The sequence below is a fragment of the Fodinibius salicampi genome (assembly GCF_039545095.1).
Lineage (GTDB): Bacteria > Bacteroidota > Rhodothermia > Balneolales > Balneolaceae > Fodinibius > Fodinibius salicampi.
In genome coordinates, this window is sequence record NZ_BAABRS010000001.1 from 1,745,610 (window position 1) to 1,762,224 (window position 16,615).

General features: G+C 45.1%; 12 protein-coding genes. All 12 read right to left on the reverse strand.

The window, feature by feature from the left end; all coding sequences use genetic code 11:
- Positions 1-72 precede the first annotated feature (72 nt).
- The 12 genes from ABEB05_RS07465 to ABEB05_RS07520 all read right to left on the reverse strand — a co-directional run bounded on the left by ABEB05_RS07465 (position 73) and on the right by ABEB05_RS07520 (position 16,602).
- Complete coding sequence (locus ABEB05_RS07465; RefSeq protein ID WP_265788912.1) at positions 73-1,113, reverse strand: ThuA domain-containing protein; 1,041 nt, start codon at positions 1,111-1,113, stop codon at positions 73-75.
- A gap of 81 nt (positions 1,114-1,194) precedes the next feature.
- Positions 1,195-2,151 carry an NAD(P)-dependent oxidoreductase gene (locus ABEB05_RS07470; protein ID WP_265788914.1) on the reverse strand — a complete coding sequence of 319 codons (957 nt, stop codon included), beginning with the start codon at positions 2,149-2,151 and terminating at the stop codon, positions 1,195-1,197.
- Between the two features lie 104 nt (positions 2,152-2,255).
- Positions 2,256-2,759: a VOC family protein gene (locus ABEB05_RS07475; protein WP_265788915.1), complete on the reverse strand. Its 504-nt coding sequence runs from the start codon at positions 2,757-2,759 to the stop codon at positions 2,256-2,258.
- Positions 2,760-2,887: 128 nt separating this feature from the next.
- The gene (locus ABEB05_RS07480) at positions 2,888-4,054 is read right to left on the reverse strand and encodes a mandelate racemase/muconate lactonizing enzyme family protein (RefSeq protein ID WP_265788916.1); all 1,167 of its coding nucleotides are present in this window, start codon (positions 4,052-4,054) and stop codon (positions 2,888-2,890) included.
- Positions 4,055-4,290: 236 nt separating this feature from the next.
- The gene (locus ABEB05_RS07485; RefSeq protein ID WP_265788918.1) at positions 4,291-5,181 is read right to left on the reverse strand and encodes a sugar phosphate isomerase/epimerase family protein; all 891 of its coding nucleotides are present in this window, start codon (positions 5,179-5,181) and stop codon (positions 4,291-4,293) included.
- A 260-nt stretch (positions 5,182-5,441) separates the two neighbouring features.
- Positions 5,442-6,770 carry a Gfo/Idh/MocA family protein gene (locus tag ABEB05_RS07490; RefSeq protein WP_265788920.1) on the reverse strand — a complete coding sequence of 443 codons (1,329 nt, stop codon included), beginning with the start codon at positions 6,768-6,770 and terminating at the stop codon, positions 5,442-5,444.
- Between the two features lie 405 nt (positions 6,771-7,175).
- The gene (locus ABEB05_RS07495; RefSeq protein ID WP_265788922.1) at positions 7,176-8,699 is read right to left on the reverse strand and encodes a hypothetical protein; all 1,524 of its coding nucleotides are present in this window, start codon (positions 8,697-8,699) and stop codon (positions 7,176-7,178) included.
- Positions 8,692-9,570: a hydroxypyruvate isomerase family protein gene (locus ABEB05_RS07500; protein ID WP_265788924.1), complete on the reverse strand. Its 879-nt coding sequence runs from the start codon at positions 9,568-9,570 to the stop codon at positions 8,692-8,694. The genes ABEB05_RS07495 and ABEB05_RS07500 overlap by 8 nt, the downstream gene beginning before the upstream one ends.
- Before the next feature lie 28 nt (positions 9,571-9,598).
- Positions 9,599-12,637, reverse strand: coding sequence for a PVC-type heme-binding CxxCH protein (locus ABEB05_RS07505; protein ID WP_265788926.1), 3,039 nt, complete (start codon positions 12,635-12,637; stop codon positions 9,599-9,601).
- 107 nt (positions 12,638-12,744) lie between these two features.
- Complete coding sequence (locus ABEB05_RS07510) at positions 12,745-13,233, reverse strand: VOC family protein (protein ID WP_265788928.1); 489 nt, start codon at positions 13,231-13,233, stop codon at positions 12,745-12,747.
- A gap of 225 nt (positions 13,234-13,458) precedes the next feature.
- The gene (locus ABEB05_RS07515; protein WP_265788930.1) at positions 13,459-15,951 is read right to left on the reverse strand and encodes an acyl-CoA dehydrogenase; all 2,493 of its coding nucleotides are present in this window, start codon (positions 15,949-15,951) and stop codon (positions 13,459-13,461) included.
- A 15-nt stretch (positions 15,952-15,966) separates the two neighbouring features.
- Positions 15,967-16,602 carry a TetR/AcrR family transcriptional regulator gene (locus ABEB05_RS07520; RefSeq protein ID WP_265788931.1) on the reverse strand — a complete coding sequence of 212 codons (636 nt, stop codon included), beginning with the start codon at positions 16,600-16,602 and terminating at the stop codon, positions 15,967-15,969.
- Between the last annotated feature and the right edge of the window lie 13 nt (positions 16,603-16,615).

Here is a 16,615-nt window from a genome sequence, read left to right on the forward strand (position 1 = left end):
AAAAAGTTCTGCTTTTTTATTCCCTCATTCGAAGGGGGACAATCCTCAACCAGCATTTATTTCAAATTCGCGTTATTTATAATCAATCGGTTTAAGCCCCTTGATAAATTCCCCAAAGCCAAATTTTGTTGGCGTATATTCTCCAATAATATCGACATTGGCTTTTTCGGGAATCTCTTCTTCCATTTCAAGTGCCCAGTAACAAGCATTGACCAAAAGCCTCCGGAAACCTTCACTTTCCAGGTCTTGTGATGAACCCATGGTTGTGGTGAAAACCTTTCCGGTATTTCCCTGTTCCGAAGTATACGTTTTTGTCCAGGCCACAGGCATTATTGATTTTTTCCAATTGAGAGGAGCCTCAGGGGTCATCCCGTTTGTTGATTGTCCCCATACAAGCACTTCCACATCACCTTCAAGTTCTCTGGTTCCATATACATCCGTAGGCCCCCAAATATCGGATACACCCCTTATAACCGGATGATCATTTCGCTCCTTAATCCCATCAATTAAGCCCCTGGTTCCCTCACTTCCATGCTCTCCGTGGTGATCTATCCAGGTTTCTCCGAGAATCTGTCTTCCAAATCCACCTTCCCAGCCGGGAATGTCACTATTATAGGAATACTTTGCATATTCACTTTCCGAGTCTTCTGAGTAGGCAAACGCATGCGTTGCCGTTCGCAACCCTATGATGGGTTTACCGGATTGCAGATACTCATCAATATATTTCATCTGTTCGTCCGGCAATTCACGGAAGCGGGTAAAAATCACCATAAGATCAGCAGATTCAAGATTTTCCAAACCCGGAATATTGTTTTGATAATCTGGTTTGATTTCACCGCTTTCAGGCTCAATTGCAAAAAGAACGGTAGTTTTAAACCTTTGATGATCCGATAAAATTTTGGCCAGCATGGGCAGGGCTTCTTCGGATCGATACTCATCATCCCCGCTTACCAGTACAATATGTTGACCGTTACTCTGGCCTGCGCTCGGTTCAAACGTAATCCACTGTTCGTTTTCCTGACCATACATATTCTGGATACCGAATAAAGCGGCAACAATCAGAATCACCATAGCCCTGAATATTTTTATACTACCGTTTAGAAAAATTTCCATTCTTATTTTTTTAAATCAAGTTCAAATTTTAACTCGGGACAATTACATAGATCCATGAAATTTTAAACACTCCATGGATCCCTATTTACTATTCAATTCATTTCTGTTAAAAACTGATTCCGGATCGGGTGTTGATCCATTGAGAACTGCAATCACATTTTGAACCGTGGAGACACACATATTCCGGTATGTGGTAGATGTAAGGCTCCCTGTATGCGGTGTAATCAGAGTTTTTGGATGATTCACAAGGGAGTGATTGCTATCCGGGGGCTCTACAGAAAGAACATCAGCAGCAAAACCTGAGATTTTTCCGCTGTCCAATGCCTTTAAAAGAGCCGTTTCATCGATAATGGGCCCCCTTGCCGTATTGATAAGCCAAGCATCCGGTTTCATCAGGTTGAGCTGTTTTTCCCCTACCATTTTTTTGGTCTCATCAAGAAGCGGTACATGAACGGTCACTACATCTGCCTGTTTGAAAACACTTTCCATTGTGCAACTTTCATATTCCGATTGAACAGGAAATTTATCCCAGTACACCACTTTCATTCCAAAAGCATCTCCCAGTTTTGCCACCCGCCGGCCTATATTTCCCATTCCCAAAATACCGAGTGTTTTGTCCCTCAGTTCATCCCCGCTGTATTGATTCCGCCAGCTCCAGTCACCGTTTTTGACGCGCTCAACAGAATTCCATACATCCCGGATTCCCATCAACATAAGGGTTAAGGCATGTTCGGCTATAGTTGATGAGTTGGAGCCAGGTGCGTTAATAACTTTGATTCCCCGTCTTGTAGCTTCACCAACATCCACATTATCAAGACCAACACCACAGCGTGCCACAACCTCAAGTTCGGGGCAGGCATCCATTAACTCCCGGTTTACCTGGCCTTTACCCCTTGTAACAACCGAATGAATGGTTGCATTTTTGGCAATTTCAACCGGATTCATACTCTGAAAAGCCTCATGTACAGTTGTGTTTTCGCGCAACAGCGTATCCGCCTCTGAGGCAATGGTTTCAAGTAGAAGCACGTTTTTTTTCATGGACTAAAATTTAAATTCAGTTAAGTATTACACAGTCGATAAGTATCATTTCGCTTTGCCTCGTTATTGAACGCCTATAAAGATGAAACGGCAGATCAAATTGGCTATTTTTTCTTTTTTTTGCTGCCGTGATAAAGCGATGCATCATCACTTTTATACCCCCGGTAATCCTCACGGTTGGATTTATAAAGTCCTTCTTCATAGAGTTCATCTTTTAAAATAGACTCATCAATCTCAGCATCCGGATGGGAGGATAACTCTACGAGATTCCCTGCGGGATCACGTACAAACATCTGCATAGCACCATCGGGTAACTTTCTCACTTTGCCCCAAGGCTCGATATCAATCGCCTCTAACTCTTTCATACGTTTAAACAAGGAATTAAAATCATTTACCTGCATGCATACGTGCCCCCGGAAAGAGGGAGTATCTTCCCACTCGGAAAGATGAAGCTGTTGTTCATCGTTGATATCAAAAAACAAAACCGGGTAATCAAAATTGAAAGCAGGCAGCGGATCGAGGCCCAGCTCATTTTCATAAAATTCACCTGCTTCTTCCAGGTTATCTACAATAAGTGTTACATGGTTGATTTTAACGGCGCGTGCCATAATGGTCAGTTTTTCAGGGTTCAAGTTTCAAAGTATAGGTTGTCATAGTGAATAACCACTTTAACAGTGTTTCCCCTTCAAAAAGGAGAGAGTTCTTTTTGTTATTTTAAATTCAAACTCACTTTAATTTAAACTTTTTGTTTATAATCCTTAACAAAATCCCAGTTTGGTGTGACGCCCAAACCGGGTGCATCAGGAGCTTTTATCCATCCATTTTCAACTGGTATATTTTCGTTAATCAACTCATACATCATGGGATTGCCTCCCAGGGAAAATTCAATAACCGTAGCGGAAGGGCTTGCAAATGCAACCGTAGCACCCGCCATAAACGAAAAAGCAGAGCCCCAGCAGTGGGGTGCGAGTTCCAGCTGCCACGCCTGTGCAAGGTGTCCCACCCGCATCGCTTCAGAGATTCCACCGATGATCGCCGCATCCGGCTGAACAACATCAATCGCACGATGATTAATCAGTCCGCGGACATCAAAGCAGGTGTACTCGCTTTCGCCGGCAGCAATGGGAATCGATGTTGATGAACGAACCTCAGCGGTACCCACGGGGTTATCCGGGCTTACCGGTTCTTCAAACCAGTATAAATCAGAATCTTCAACTCCCCGGCAAAACTGTTTGGCTTCGGGCACACTGTAGGTACCGTGTGCATCCGCCATAATCTTAGTATCAGGTCCCAGGGCCTCGCGTGCAGCTTTCACCCTGGCAATACTCTTTGCAACTGTATCATCCATCACTCCAACCCGCATTTTCACCCCGTCAAACCCCTTGGAAACGTACCCGGAAAGTTGTTCGCCAATTCCATCAATATCCTCCCAGCCACCGCTTGCATATGCGGGCATTCGTTCCCGGCAGGATCCCCCGAGCAGCTCAACAACCGGCACATTCAGTTCCTTCCCCTTTAAATCCCAGAGGGCCATATCCACACCGCTGATCGCTGATATTGTGAGCCCCCTTCTCCCCAGTATTGGAAATTTCCGACCTCTCGCCAAAGCGTAGTGATCGCGCGTTCCGCTGTAAAGCTGTTCCCATATCCGCGTAATATTTCGCGCATCCTGTCCAACCAATGCAGGTTTCAGTTCATTTTCTATACAGCTCACAATGGAAGCGCACACCCCGGAGGAACCGACAGCCGCTTTAGCCTCACCAAAACCCTGCATACCCTCTTCAGTGGTTACAACAACCAGAGTCATATCAAAGTGCGTGAGCAATCCATAGTCGGACCGGTGTTGTTTTGCTTGCTGAATCGGGCATCGAAGCCAAAAAGCTTCTACATTTTCTATAATCATGAGTTATTTCGCGGTTGAATATTGAATATTTAGTTTTGTAGTTCCCCTCTTGAGAGGGGACAGATTACACAGCGTGTAGCGAATCTATCAAGTATGTTGAACTTGCCCTTTTTCGGCCAGTTGGTAAAAGGGGTTTTCCTTCACCTGACACTCCTTGCCTCACTATTCCCCTCCCCGAATAGTCGGGAAGCAAGCGCAAGGGGATGTTTTTTACCTTCTTAGTAAAGTTCACACAACTATTCATTAATGAACGGCAAAAGCTTTTCAGCCGACCTGCGGGTCAGCTCCGTATAGAACTCTTCAGAAACAGATGTACTGCCATGATCTTCAATAAACTTTTTCTGTTCGGCACTCAGTCCATCAGGCTTCTCATCAATAGAGTTTATATACTGATTTGCGGGAGTGCGGTCAACCGGGGCGCAAAACTCAACGGAAATAGCCCCGTTAAATCCGGCTTCTTTTACCGTATCCATAATCTTGGGCCAGTTTAATTTACCCATTCCCGGTGCCATACGGTTATTATCCGCAACATGAATACCATTGATTCTTCCCTTTGCCCGGAGAATCGCGTCATAGATATTGTCTTCTTCAATATTCATGTGAAAAACATCCAGGCAAACACCGCAGTTGGGTCCCACCTCTTTTGCAAGAGCAAGGGCTTGATCGCCCCTGTTGATAAAGTAGGTTTCAAACCGGTTAATGGGTTCAATGCCAATAAGAATTTCCTGTGTTTCTGCATAATCATAAATTTCTTTCATGGATGTAACAGCCCATTCCCATTCCTCATCCGGGCGGCCATCCGGAACCAGCTTGCCAACCGTACCGGGTACAACAGATACCATGGTACCGTTCAGCTCTTTTACCATTTTAACAACATCCTTTACATACTGAATGGACATTGCACGCTGCTCTTCATCAGCAGCAAGCAAATTTCTCTCCTCCATCATCAGGGTGACCGATCCCCAGCAGCCTAAGCCGTGGTCTTTTATCAACTTGCTGATTTTTTGAGTGTCATACTTTTCCGGTTCACCGGAAATTTCCAGTTTCTGATAGCCGAGACAGGCAATTCGTTCGATTGTGGTTTCAATCGGTTCGGCACGCATCCAGTTATGTATCGCAAGTTCCATAAGTAAAGAATTCTTTAAATATTTTGTATTCGGTTGGAGCTCCAAATCAGTAGCGAAACTGCTTTGATGAACAGTTCGCAGAAAAAGTGCAGAAATGCTACTGGTTTGTCAAAGTTTTTTTTCTATAAGCATCTATCATAACATGACTTCGATATTTTAATGTAATATTGAACGACTGTTTCGACCACTTTTGATCGTAATGGAGTCGAAACTTATACTTCGACAGTAGATTAATCTACTCTTTGCTACCCCTGAAGTTATCAAACTTCAGGCAGTTTCCAGGGTTTCCTGTATTCCGGTATGATATATTCATTGGCTTTTTCACTGTTTGTGAAGCGCATGTTTTCATCATCCCACTCCAACAGATGCTCACCCACTCTCCCAGAAATATTCGCAATATGAGCATGTACGGCAGCCGCATAGCCCATTTCGGGGGTACAACGGGGGGGTTCTCTGCTTTGTATACAGTCCAGAAAATTTCTGACATGATGGTCATGGGCGTCACTAATATTACTCAGACTCCTGGCTGCCGTTTTGTGGGATTCCGTATTGTTATCATATTCGGGATACAATTTATAACCCGCTCTGTCTGCAACCATTGTCCCCTTGTCACCTATAAAAGCCACTCCGTAAGGTTTCCCCCAAGGACCTTCCTGCACTCCGCCATTCATATCAAAATTAATGACATAATTCTTTTTCGGATATGTAACATTCATCGTGTCGAACGTATCACGCATGCCGGTTTGATTCGAATTATTGCCAGCATAGGTTATTACTCTCTCCGGTCCTCCCAACAGATCATCAGACCATAACCCCATATCAATCAAATGCACGCCCCAGTCTGAAAAGAGTCCGCCGCCGTAATCCCAAAAGTGTCTCCACGAACCGTGAAAGCGTGCCCTGTTAAATGGTCGTTTGGGGGCGGGGCCCAACCAGAAATCATAATCCACACCTTCAGGGACTGAGCTGTCTTCGACAGGTGTGGCACCTATTCCATAATTGAAATTGGCCCATATATTTACTTTACGGAGTCGACCGATATCTCCGGATTTTATTATTTCCATGGTTTCATTGAACCCTTCGTTGCTTCGCTGCTGTTGACCAACCTGTACCACCCGACTATAATGGTTGGCAGCCCGTACCATGATATCACACTCGCCGATCGTGTTGGCCAGTGGTTTTTCAACATAGATATCTTTACCGGCCTGACATGCATAGACAAATATCAGGCAATGCCAGTGGTCGGGAGTGCCAATTATTACAGCATCGATATCCTGCTGCTCGAGCAATTTTCTGAAATCGCGGTACAATTTGGGATTTTGTCCGTAAGCCTCTTTAACATCTTTGGCACGTTCATGGAGCACGTTCTCATCCACATCACACAAAGCGACACAGTTTACCCCCTCATTGTTGAGATGATGCCTCAAAATATTAAACCCGTGATTCCGGCATCCAATCAGTGCAACATTTATTTGATCACTCGGTGCAATATTCGCTCCCCAAACGGAAGATGGTAGTATGGAAAACATGCCAATTCCGCCGGCTGAAATAGCAGCATTCTTTATAAACTTTCTGCGATTCTGACTCATTTTTTCCTGTTTTTAATGTTATGGCAATGGTGTTTAACCTGTTGCTATTACTCCATTAGTAAAAAAGCTGTAAGGGTAGATATCAATGCTATTCCTATAGACATGTAAATATTTTTTTGGCCTTAAATCTCATTCATAACCCGTCATGCTGCTGGCTGTTGCCAGGGAACCAAGCCATAACAAACCCCATGATTATCTAAATTATCTGTAATTATCAGCAATATAATACGTTAGGCTGGAGTAATTCCTTTCGCTATAAATCCGAACAAGCTTTATCCTGATATAAATACTCATTGAAAAAAATCCCTTATCAAAATCCAGGCATTACCATATTTAATAAATAATATGCGCGATTATTAAATCCAATAATTCTTTATCAGGTATACTTCGTAACTACAGCCGTCATTACCATCCACCGTAGGGCCACCAGGGATTTTTGTAATAGGGTGATTCAACAATCACCTTCCGCTGTCCATTTTTATAGGTAATCCGGGCCCGGACCCAATGCTCTCCAGCCGGCAGTTCATAGCCAAATTCATCCAAACTGAAATCAAAGGGAGCTTCCACCGTGGTGATAACTTTATTATTAATAATAAGCTCAACTTTATCTATTGAGATATCAGAATATTTCTCCTCCTCAATATCTATATTTCCCTTCCCTACTTTTTGATCAAAGTTGATATGCACACGTGGGGTTCCCGGACTGTCTGTAATTCTAGCAAGCAGGTCGAAGAAATTACGTTTTCGTTCGGATGATATCTGCCAGTTCACCGGCACACTTTGATACCCTTCATTGAATTCATCCCTTTCCTGAGGACGGCGAAAATCGAAATATCCCCAGGAAGCGTAATTTTTTACACTAGCAACAAAATTATTTCCCTCCTCACCCCAGCCTTGTTCATCAACCCGCCAGGGCTGATCATCTTCATTAAAAACTATAGGCATAGGGGAATATACTCCCATCTCCCGCACTTCCCGAATCATTTCAACGATACGCTCAGGATTCTCTACTCCGTTGCCGTGTAATAAGACATAGTCGGAAGCACCAACGATGTTGGGAGGCGGTACCGAACCTCCCCCCAGGGAAGTACTGACATACAATGAGTGACCATTATGTTCGATATTCTTCGCTTGCTCAATGAGTTCATGTACCCGGTCGCACTGGAGAATGGGATGGTCATAACGTATATTACATTCATTATTGATTTCTACAATCACATTTCTATACCCTTTCTTAAGTATCCATTCAGTTGCATTTTCAACGGCATGTATAACGGCCTGCTCATCCTGCAGGTTTTCATCCTGACCAAAGTAAAAATAGCCGAGTATGGCGACCATCCCCAGCTCATCAGCCCGGTCGAGAATACGCTCAAGACGGTTCATATAGTCTTCTCTTAGGGATCCGTCGGGAACAAAAGCGGAATTATCCCACCGCTGCTCTCCACAGTATCCATACGGACAGCCTCCCTGGAGATTAACAGCAATTCCAAGTAACCCGTGTTTTTGCCAAGAAGCCATTGCATCGACAAATTCCTGTGTATTTCGGTCCGGATCCCACTCTCTTGTATCAGGGTAAGCCCACTGGCCTCGCGTTTTTGAATTCACATCATCAAATGTTCCCTGAATTAGTCGGGCATTCATTAACAGTCCCTCGATGGGATACTCCTCTCCGTCGGAAGTAATCCATTTTTGCCCTTCATATGTTGGATTCCCGTTTATATGGAATTGTTCGCTTTTAATGGTTACTTCGGTCTGGCGCTCCTGTCCCAGAGCTTGGTCAAAAGCGAAAAAAAGAAATAATACGGTAGTATAAATTAATCCCTTAGTTATATCCCTGAATCTGTGATTGGAAACATTCATTATTATTAAACCAGCCTCTTTTTCAAGATTAAAACTATAATATTGTCCCGATTTTTTTGGTTTATACATCACATATTTCTACTCCCTTCTTTAAAGCATCAAGCTTGTCATCCCAAGTAGGTATAAATTCCTGTCCAATAAATCCAGTATAGCCGGTATCCACGATGGCCTTTATGATAGCCGGATAATTTAATTCCTGGGTCTCGTCGATTTCATTTCGGCCGGGGACCCCTCCAGTATGATAATGCGCTATATATTGATGATTATCCCGGATGGTACGGATCACATCCCCCTCCATAATCTGCATGTGATAGATATCGTAGAGCAGCTTGAAACGATCAGATCCTACTTTTTTGCACAACTCACCCCCCCACTCCGTATGGTCACACATGTAATCGGGATGGTCGACTTTACTGTTCAGCAGCTCCATGCATACGGTTACATTATGCTTTTCTGCCGTGCTCATCAGTTGCTTTAATCCGTTAGCACAATTCTCTAGTCCCGTTTCCTCATCCATGCCGTTCCGATTGCCGGAAAAGCAGATAATTTTATCAAAGCCCGCCTCAGCGACCATGGGAATGACGCGCTCATAATCCTCGATCAATTCATCGTGCAGCTGTGGATTATTAAATCCTTCTTCTATGCCCTTGCCAGCTCCCCAGGGCATCGCACACGTCAGTCCATGCTTTTTCAACGTTGGCCATTCGTCGGGGCCGAGCAGCTCCACCGATTGAAGTCCTATTTCTTTAGCCGCCTGACAAAATTCATCCAAGGGGATATCACCGAAGGTCCATTTGCACACCGAATGATTGACGTTCCCGTTGAGTTCGCTTCCGAGAAGAGCCTCTAGGTTCTCCATGCTGCCCAACCATCCTGCCATTGTACCAGATCCGACAATGGCTCCAATCTTTTTTAAGGCATTACGTCTTGAAATATCCATAATATATCATCCCATTTATTATAAATTATTATTTAAGGGTCGACAGATACTCCACCAAGTCCACCAATTCCTGCTGACTCATCCCAACATGCAGGTTCTCCGGCATAAGCGACTGACCCATCTGCTCTCTTGAACTGATCTCCGATTTAGCGTAAGTCGTCGTATATCCGCCCGGCGTAAGTAAAACAATCTCTGTTTCAGTCTCGCTTTGAATAATTCCGGCTACTTCGGTGCCGTCCTCCAGTGATAATATATATCCCTCATATCCAAAACTTATACCGTTATTAGGTTTGAGTATGGCGTCATACAACCCTTCCTTTGGCAACTTATCGCCAATTTCGGACAGTGCCGGCCCGAACTCCGTGCCCTGCCCGTTGACCTGGTGACAGATCTGACAGGATTGTTCGAAAATCTCTTTTCCTCTTTCCTGATTACCTTCTCTGGATACAAGATCTGATACTGGCGGAAGATCGATCTCTTCTCCTTGACCTTCGCCCCTCAATTTTTTCGCCAGCTGGCGGATATCTCCCCGCCATGAATCTGCCAAGCCTTCTGCGGCGGCTTCATGGAGCGATTCCGGAATGATCCCACCATTAACCAGTTCCACCAAGCGCTGCTCTCCACCCCATGAGGCTCCAACAGCTTTTACCGCCTCCCGGCGCATTTCCAACTCATTGTTTTCATCCAGGAAATAGAACTCGAGCATTTCGATCGATTGCGGGGTTGAGGTATTTCCGAGTACCGTGATCACTTTCTTTTTCTCCTCCTCTTCATTACCATCTAAAACACGTTGGATGAATTCTCGTCCTCCAACATCCAGCGACAGTTGTGATGCGCGGATGCCCAGGCTGCTGTCCGGATAGGACTGCATCAGACTAAGGAGTTCATCGTTTTGGTTTTGCAGCTCAAATTTTTCTACCAGATCAAGATATTCGTGAGTGCCTTTGGCTGATGCCAATGCTTCATTCAAGGCTCTTTGAACAACTGATGAGCGTTCCAAAGCCGACGGGTCCAACTCCTTCAGCGCCATAAGATTCAGCTGCTCCTGCTCCGGAAGATATCCTTCCAGAACACCAATCAACTCTTCTTCTTTGTCAGAAGAATCGTGGAAATGGAACGCTCGGAAATACCTTGATTTTTCCTCCACATCAATGGAGGAGTCTTGGATTATTTGTGCCAGTTTGGGCACTGCGGCATCGGCCCTGGACCGCCAAACGATATCCCGACCGGCCGGGGTGTTCCATTCCGAACCGACCTCCTCCAACCACGCCTCAAAGAAACGATCCCACTGTCCATAAGCCCCGATACCGAGAGCCTCAAGATACCAACGGTCGCTGCCATTATGTTGCAATGCCAACTGAGCCCACAGCTCTGCTGCTTGCGGAGAAGAATTGCGATGTAAGGCGATGGCCGCTTCCCTGCGGACTTCCGGGGCGGGGTCCTCAACCAGTTTCTCGATATACGGAATAATATCGATATCCAGCTGACGGGCCGCGCGTAGGCCTGTAATACGAATATCTGGATTAGTATCTGCCAGTGCCTGTTCTATATAATCGACTCCATTCCCTTCCAGTTTGCTCAGCAGCCAGAGCGCCCGCGCCCGATATCGGTCATTTTCTGACTCCCAGAGGTCCACAAGTGCCGGTTCCGCCTTTTTCCCCAATTCATGTAACTGTAGCCAGGCCCGTGCCCGCAAATTCATGTTCGGATTTTTAAGCGCTTCCACAGCTCCTTGGGGGGTACTCAGATCAAAGTCGGGTACCTCGTAATTACTGCCTTCCGGGGCAATGCGGAAAATACGTCCCCGCTGCTGGTCGCCCATTTGATGCCCGCCTACCCCCGGATCATACCAGTCGGCTACAAAGATGGACCCATCCGGGGCAACGGTTACATCCGAGGGACGAAACCACTGGTCGTTATTTCCTTTCAAAATATTTTCAATAGATGCCGAGTAGCCTGCCCCCTCCTTTTCAACCGGATACGAACGAATAACATTGGGGCCGGCATCGGCGTGTATCATTTCATTATGAAAGACTTCCGGCAGTAATCCCCCCTCATAAACTACTATTCCCGTTGGGGATCCTGCACCGGTCTGCAGTAAATTCGGAATCGATCCGGGGTCGTTTTGATACCAGTGGCGAGTTGGTATATCTTCGGCCATGCCCGTACGGCGCGTGCGCCATCCGGCCCCCGTCAACTCATCCGTGTAGCCGTAATTACCGTATTCCATGACATAATTGATGCGGACGCCCTTATTGCCGTCATCGTCGTTATCGGACTGCCACAGGGTACCATAAGAATCGACTGCGACCTCGTAGTTATTGCGAAAATTATGGGCCAACACCTCGACATTGCTCCCATCCCGGTCGCTGCGGAAAACCATCCCCTGCCAATACGGATTTCCATCCGCCCTCACCTGATTGCCGAACTCGTCTGTAATTACGTCGCCCTCTGGATCCTTGAGCACCTTCCCTTCATTGCCAAAATTAAAATAGAGCTTGCCGTCCGGGCCAAAAACAAAGGCATGCATCCCATGGTCGTGCTGTTCGCCCTCAATACCGCTGAACATAATCTCCTTTTTGTCAGCCCGATCATCCCCATCGGTATCATAGAAAACAAACACATGAGGACTCCGGGAAACAATGACCCGGTCATCGAGCACCATGATACCCAGTGCGGCATTGATATCGTTCCCCTGGTAAAACACTTTACTGGTATCGGCCCGGCTATCTCCGTTAGTGTCCTCCAAAATGACAATCCGATCTCCTTCTGGTCTTGTTGGATTATCCGGATTTAAACTGGAGCGATAGTTGTACCCTTCGGTCACCCACACCCGGCCCCGGCCGTCAATATCCATATTTGTGGGATTAACCAACATATCTTCAGCAGCAAACAAGGTCGTTTCCAATCCCTCCCTGGTTTCAAGCCCTGCCAGGGCGTGCTCGGCACTTCGTTTTTCCTGATCGCTGAGCTGTTCATATTCTTGCTGCCCTGAACAACTCCCGACAACCAATAGAACTGTAATTAAAAATATCCACGATCTTAATCCCCGATTCCAAAAGTTCATATGTCCTTTATTTCAGCTAAAATTTTAAATAGGTACTTATCTTGCAAGGAGTTGTAAACCCTTCCTGAGAGTTTAATTTTGTCAATTATTTTTTACACACTCATACATTAAAGACTCTCTGCTCTGCTATTGACTTCTATTGAATATCCGTCGGGATCCATAATGTAGACCTGTTTAATTCCATCAGGACGCGTAGTAACCTTACCCTTTTCGCCCGGCCAATCCGTAAATGTAATATTCCGTGCCCGTAGGTTATTAACAAATTTATCAAAATTCGAAACGGTGATGGCCATGTGAATAGATTTATTCACTTTAACACCTTCCATTTCATCAGCCAGCAGATGGAGCTCGTGATTCCCGCCCAATGAAAACCAGCGCCGTGTAGGCTTTCCGGTTTGATTTTCAATTTCTTTTAGTCCCACTACTTCCTTATAGAAGGTCGCGGAAGAATCCAGATCGCTCACCACAATAGCCTGGTGGTCAAAGGCAGGATTGAAATCCTGTGCAAAACTATTAGATATAGACAGAATAAAAATGATAAAAAAGACTAAAGAAAGTGAACCGTAAAAAGTCAGTGTATGCGAATAAGATTTCATTGAAAAATTGATTTACAGGTGAATAAAAATAATAAGTTTTAGTAAGGAAAATTTTATGATATATACTATTAAAGCCTTACGGACGCAAGGAAATTGCAACTTTTATATCAGAAATATCACTCAAACATAAAATAAAAATTAATTTTCTATCCCAATTCTACATAAAAAACCCCGACGATTTATTTCAATCGCCGGGGTCTGGCTGATAATAATTAAGCAGTAATGCTACTTAGTTATTTCTTCTGGATGTGCGCTTTCTTCTATTTTAGGTGAAGAGGGCGTTTGATTCTGGTACTCCTCGAGAGTAAACTCATCGACCTGTACCATATCAACGCGAGCGTCTTCGGCTTTGCGTAGCAATTCCGCCTCTTCCTCGTTGATGATATTCTTCTCTAATGCCTGATCAATTACAAAACGTGCTTGTGTTTTTGGCAGTTCCTTTTTCTTAGTGGCTTTATAAATTTTCTTGTACATTGGTGTTGCTTCCTCCGAAAGTCTAAACGCATATTCGTATCGACCCAATGCTTCCTCTTTATCTTCCGGCGTAAAGATACCGGAAGTCAGGCGGTTTCTCTGCTCGCCTCGTTTCTGCATGGCTTGGGCCACCTTGTGTCCAAGCATATCTGAGGGCATACTACCAATACGATTCATGCGCGACCAAAGAGCAATGGGGCCACGGAACAGCCAGCTAAGCCCCGGCACTTTAATTTCACGGTAGATAGCATCAAAGGCTTCCTGGATTTGGGCAAAGGCGTAGTCCATAGACCACTCAAAAAATATTTGATCATCCTCTCTTTGACCTTCGGCATCATAGCGCCGCAAGGTGGCTGTAGCCAGATACATCCAGCTCAGAATATCGGCGAACCGACCGCTAATTTTTTCTTTAATTTTAAGTCCTCCCCCATAAGAGCCAAGAGCAATATCTGCCAGAAAGGCAAAAGAAGCTGAAGCCCAAGCAAGCTTTTTATAATACTTGGCTGCAGGACCACCAACCGGCGAGGAAGCAATCTTTCCGCGGGTAAGCGACATTAAAAATGCTCGTGCTTTATTGCGACCCACATGTCCAATATGCTTCCAGAATACATCATCAAATGCTTTCACATCTCCCCGGGTTAGTGCATCTATTTCATCATAAGCATAGGGATGGCATCGAATAGCTCCCTGACCGAAGATCATGAGGCTGCGGGTCAAAATATTCGCCCCTTCTACGGTAATAGCAATAGGAGTGGCTGTATACGTATGAGCAAAAATATTGCGCGGGCCTCGCGAGATAGCTGCTCCACCCTGTATATCCATAGCGTCATTAATTATTTGACGTCCCAGCTCGGTAAAGTTGTACTTGGCTATAGCCGTAACAACGGAAGGTTTCTCTCCTATATCGAGCCCGGCACAGGTATAACGTCGGGCGGCATCCATCAGATAAGTAAACCCTCCAATACGTGCCATTGGTTCTTCAATTCCTTCGAATTTACCAATATTGATGCCAAACTGTTTACGAACAGACGTGTAGGCTCCCAACGCCCTGGTGGCTACTTTGGCGCCACCCATACTTTGCGCCGGCAATGAGATACCACGTCCCACACCAAGCGATTCCATGAGCATGCGCCAACCGTTGCCGGCTTGTTCTGGTCCACCAATAATTTGATCAACAGAGACCACCGCATCTTCTCCATCAATAGGACAGTTATAAAACGGCACGCCCAACGGATCATGGCGACGCCCTAGTTTGATCCCCTCGGTATCACTGGGAATTAGAGCACAAGTAATACCCAGGTACTCGCCCTTCCCAAGGTGATTCTCAGGATCCCGGAGCTTGAACGCCAATCCGATCAGTGTTGAAATAGCCGCAAGGGTGATATATCGCTTGGTGAAGTTAAGACGAATATAAAGCTCGCCGTCTTCCCCCTTAAATACTACTCCTTCGGCGGTCATTGCTCCTGCATCGGAACCAGCAGTAGGTTCAGTGAGCGCAAAGCAGGGCATTTCTTGCCCCGTTGCCAGTTTAGGTAAATACCTGTCTTTCTGCTCTTTGGTCCCATAATGCATCAATAATTCTGCTGGCCCTAGTGAATTAGGAACCATAACCGTTGTTGCCAGAGGACCGCACCGAGATGTAAGCTTCGTAATAATAGCACTGTGAGCGGAAGCGGAAAACTCAAGTCCACCATATTCTTTGGGAATAATAAGCCCGAAAAATTTATTCTCGCGCATGTACTTCCAAACCTCATCCGTAAATCCTTTACGAACAAACACATCCCAATCGGAGACCATTGAACACAATTCTTCAACAGGCCCATCAAGAAATGCCTGCTCCTCTTCACTTAATTCAGGATACGATTCGTTTGCAAGTCGTTTCAAATTTGGTTTACCAGAAAAAAGCTCGGCATCGACCCACACATTGCCAGCCTCAATTGCAGTGCGTTCAGTATCAGAAATTTGAGGCAAAAAGTTCATGGCATCCAGCAACTTCATAAGAGGACCTGTAAGAAGCGTCCGTCGAATAGGTTTTATATTGAATACAACCACCAGCGCTGCAAAAACAACAAAAAGCCAGGTTGGAGCCGAAAATCCCCACAAGGCTAGAAATCCGGCTATGGCCCAAACCCAGAGCGGCGTACCCCAGAATGCAAAAAGCGTGGCGACAATCACCATGCTCACAATTACAGCCCAGAGTGGATACTGTAATAAAAAACCTAAACTCTCAGTTAGAAAATCCATATTTTTTTCTCCGGTTTAAATATTATTTTTCCTGCTAACTTCCTTCACATCAGATACGGTCTTTTGTTGATAAGCACTTATAATATGTTCAATGGCTTCTTCGATAAATTCGTTCTGATCAATACGTGTATCTAGCCGCCTTGACAAAACCACCGACATCACACCATGCAGCTGCGCCCAAAAAGTATAGGCTGCGATGCTCGGTTTTGGCTCTTCAATAGTCCCTGCTTCAACCCCCTCTTCCAGGACTTCAATTACAATTTGGTATCCTTGCCGGGCCTTTCGAAATTTTTCTCGGGGATATCGTGCCATCTGGTCTGAACTTACAAGATAAATGACTTGGTATTCGCGGGGATGATCAAGGGCAAATTGCACATAAGCCCAAGCCAAGTTTTCCAACATTTTTAAAGGAGACGACTCAGATTGCACACTCTCTTCTAGACGTTCGTTTAATCGTTCAATGGCCTCCTCAATAAGGGTATGAACAAGATGATCTTTATTTTCAAAGTGAAGGTAGATACTGGTAGCACTCACATCTATTTTTCGTGCTATTTTCCGTAGCGAAAGATTGCGGTATCCTTCTGATAATAGCACTTCACGTGCTGCATCAACTATTCTACGCTTAAGATCCACCCTTTTGATATCTTTCATATAATCATTGGTT

Excerpts from the sequence above, each read along its gene's own strand:
- ABEB05_RS07465 (WP_265788912.1), bottom strand. The coding sequence starts at position 1,113 with ATGGAAATTTTTCTAAACGGTAGTATAAAAATATTCAGGGCTATGGTG.
- ABEB05_RS07470 (WP_265788914.1), bottom strand. The coding sequence starts at position 2,151 with ATGAAAAAAAACGTGCTTCTACTTGAAACCATTGCCTCAGAGGCGGAT.
- ABEB05_RS07475 (WP_265788915.1), bottom strand. The coding sequence starts at position 2,759 with ATGGCACGCGCCGTTAAAATCAACCATGTAACACTTATTGTAGATAAC.
- ABEB05_RS07480 (WP_265788916.1), bottom strand. The coding sequence starts at position 4,054 with ATGATTATAGAAAATGTAGAAGCTTTTTGGCTTCGATGCCCGATTCAG.
- ABEB05_RS07485 (WP_265788918.1), bottom strand. The coding sequence starts at position 5,181 with ATGGAACTTGCGATACATAACTGGATGCGTGCCGAACCGATTGAAACC.
- ABEB05_RS07490 (WP_265788920.1), bottom strand. The coding sequence starts at position 6,770 with ATGAGTCAGAATCGCAGAAAGTTTATAAAGAATGCTGCTATTTCAGCC.
- ABEB05_RS07495 (WP_265788922.1), bottom strand. The coding sequence starts at position 8,699 with ATGTATAAACCAAAAAAATCGGGACAATATTATAGTTTTAATCTTGAA.
- ABEB05_RS07500 (WP_265788924.1), bottom strand. The coding sequence starts at position 9,570 with ATGGATATTTCAAGACGTAATGCCTTAAAAAAGATTGGAGCCATTGTC.
- ABEB05_RS07505 (WP_265788926.1), bottom strand. The coding sequence starts at position 12,637 with ATGAACTTTTGGAATCGGGGATTAAGATCGTGGATATTTTTAATTACA.
- ABEB05_RS07510 (WP_265788928.1), bottom strand. The coding sequence starts at position 13,233 with ATGAAATCTTATTCGCATACACTGACTTTTTACGGTTCACTTTCTTTA.
- ABEB05_RS07515 (WP_265788930.1), bottom strand. The coding sequence starts at position 15,951 with ATGGATTTTCTAACTGAGAGTTTAGGTTTTTTATTACAGTATCCACTC.
- ABEB05_RS07520 (WP_265788931.1), bottom strand. The coding sequence starts at position 16,602 with ATGAAAGATATCAAAAGGGTGGATCTTAAGCGTAGAATAGTTGATGCA.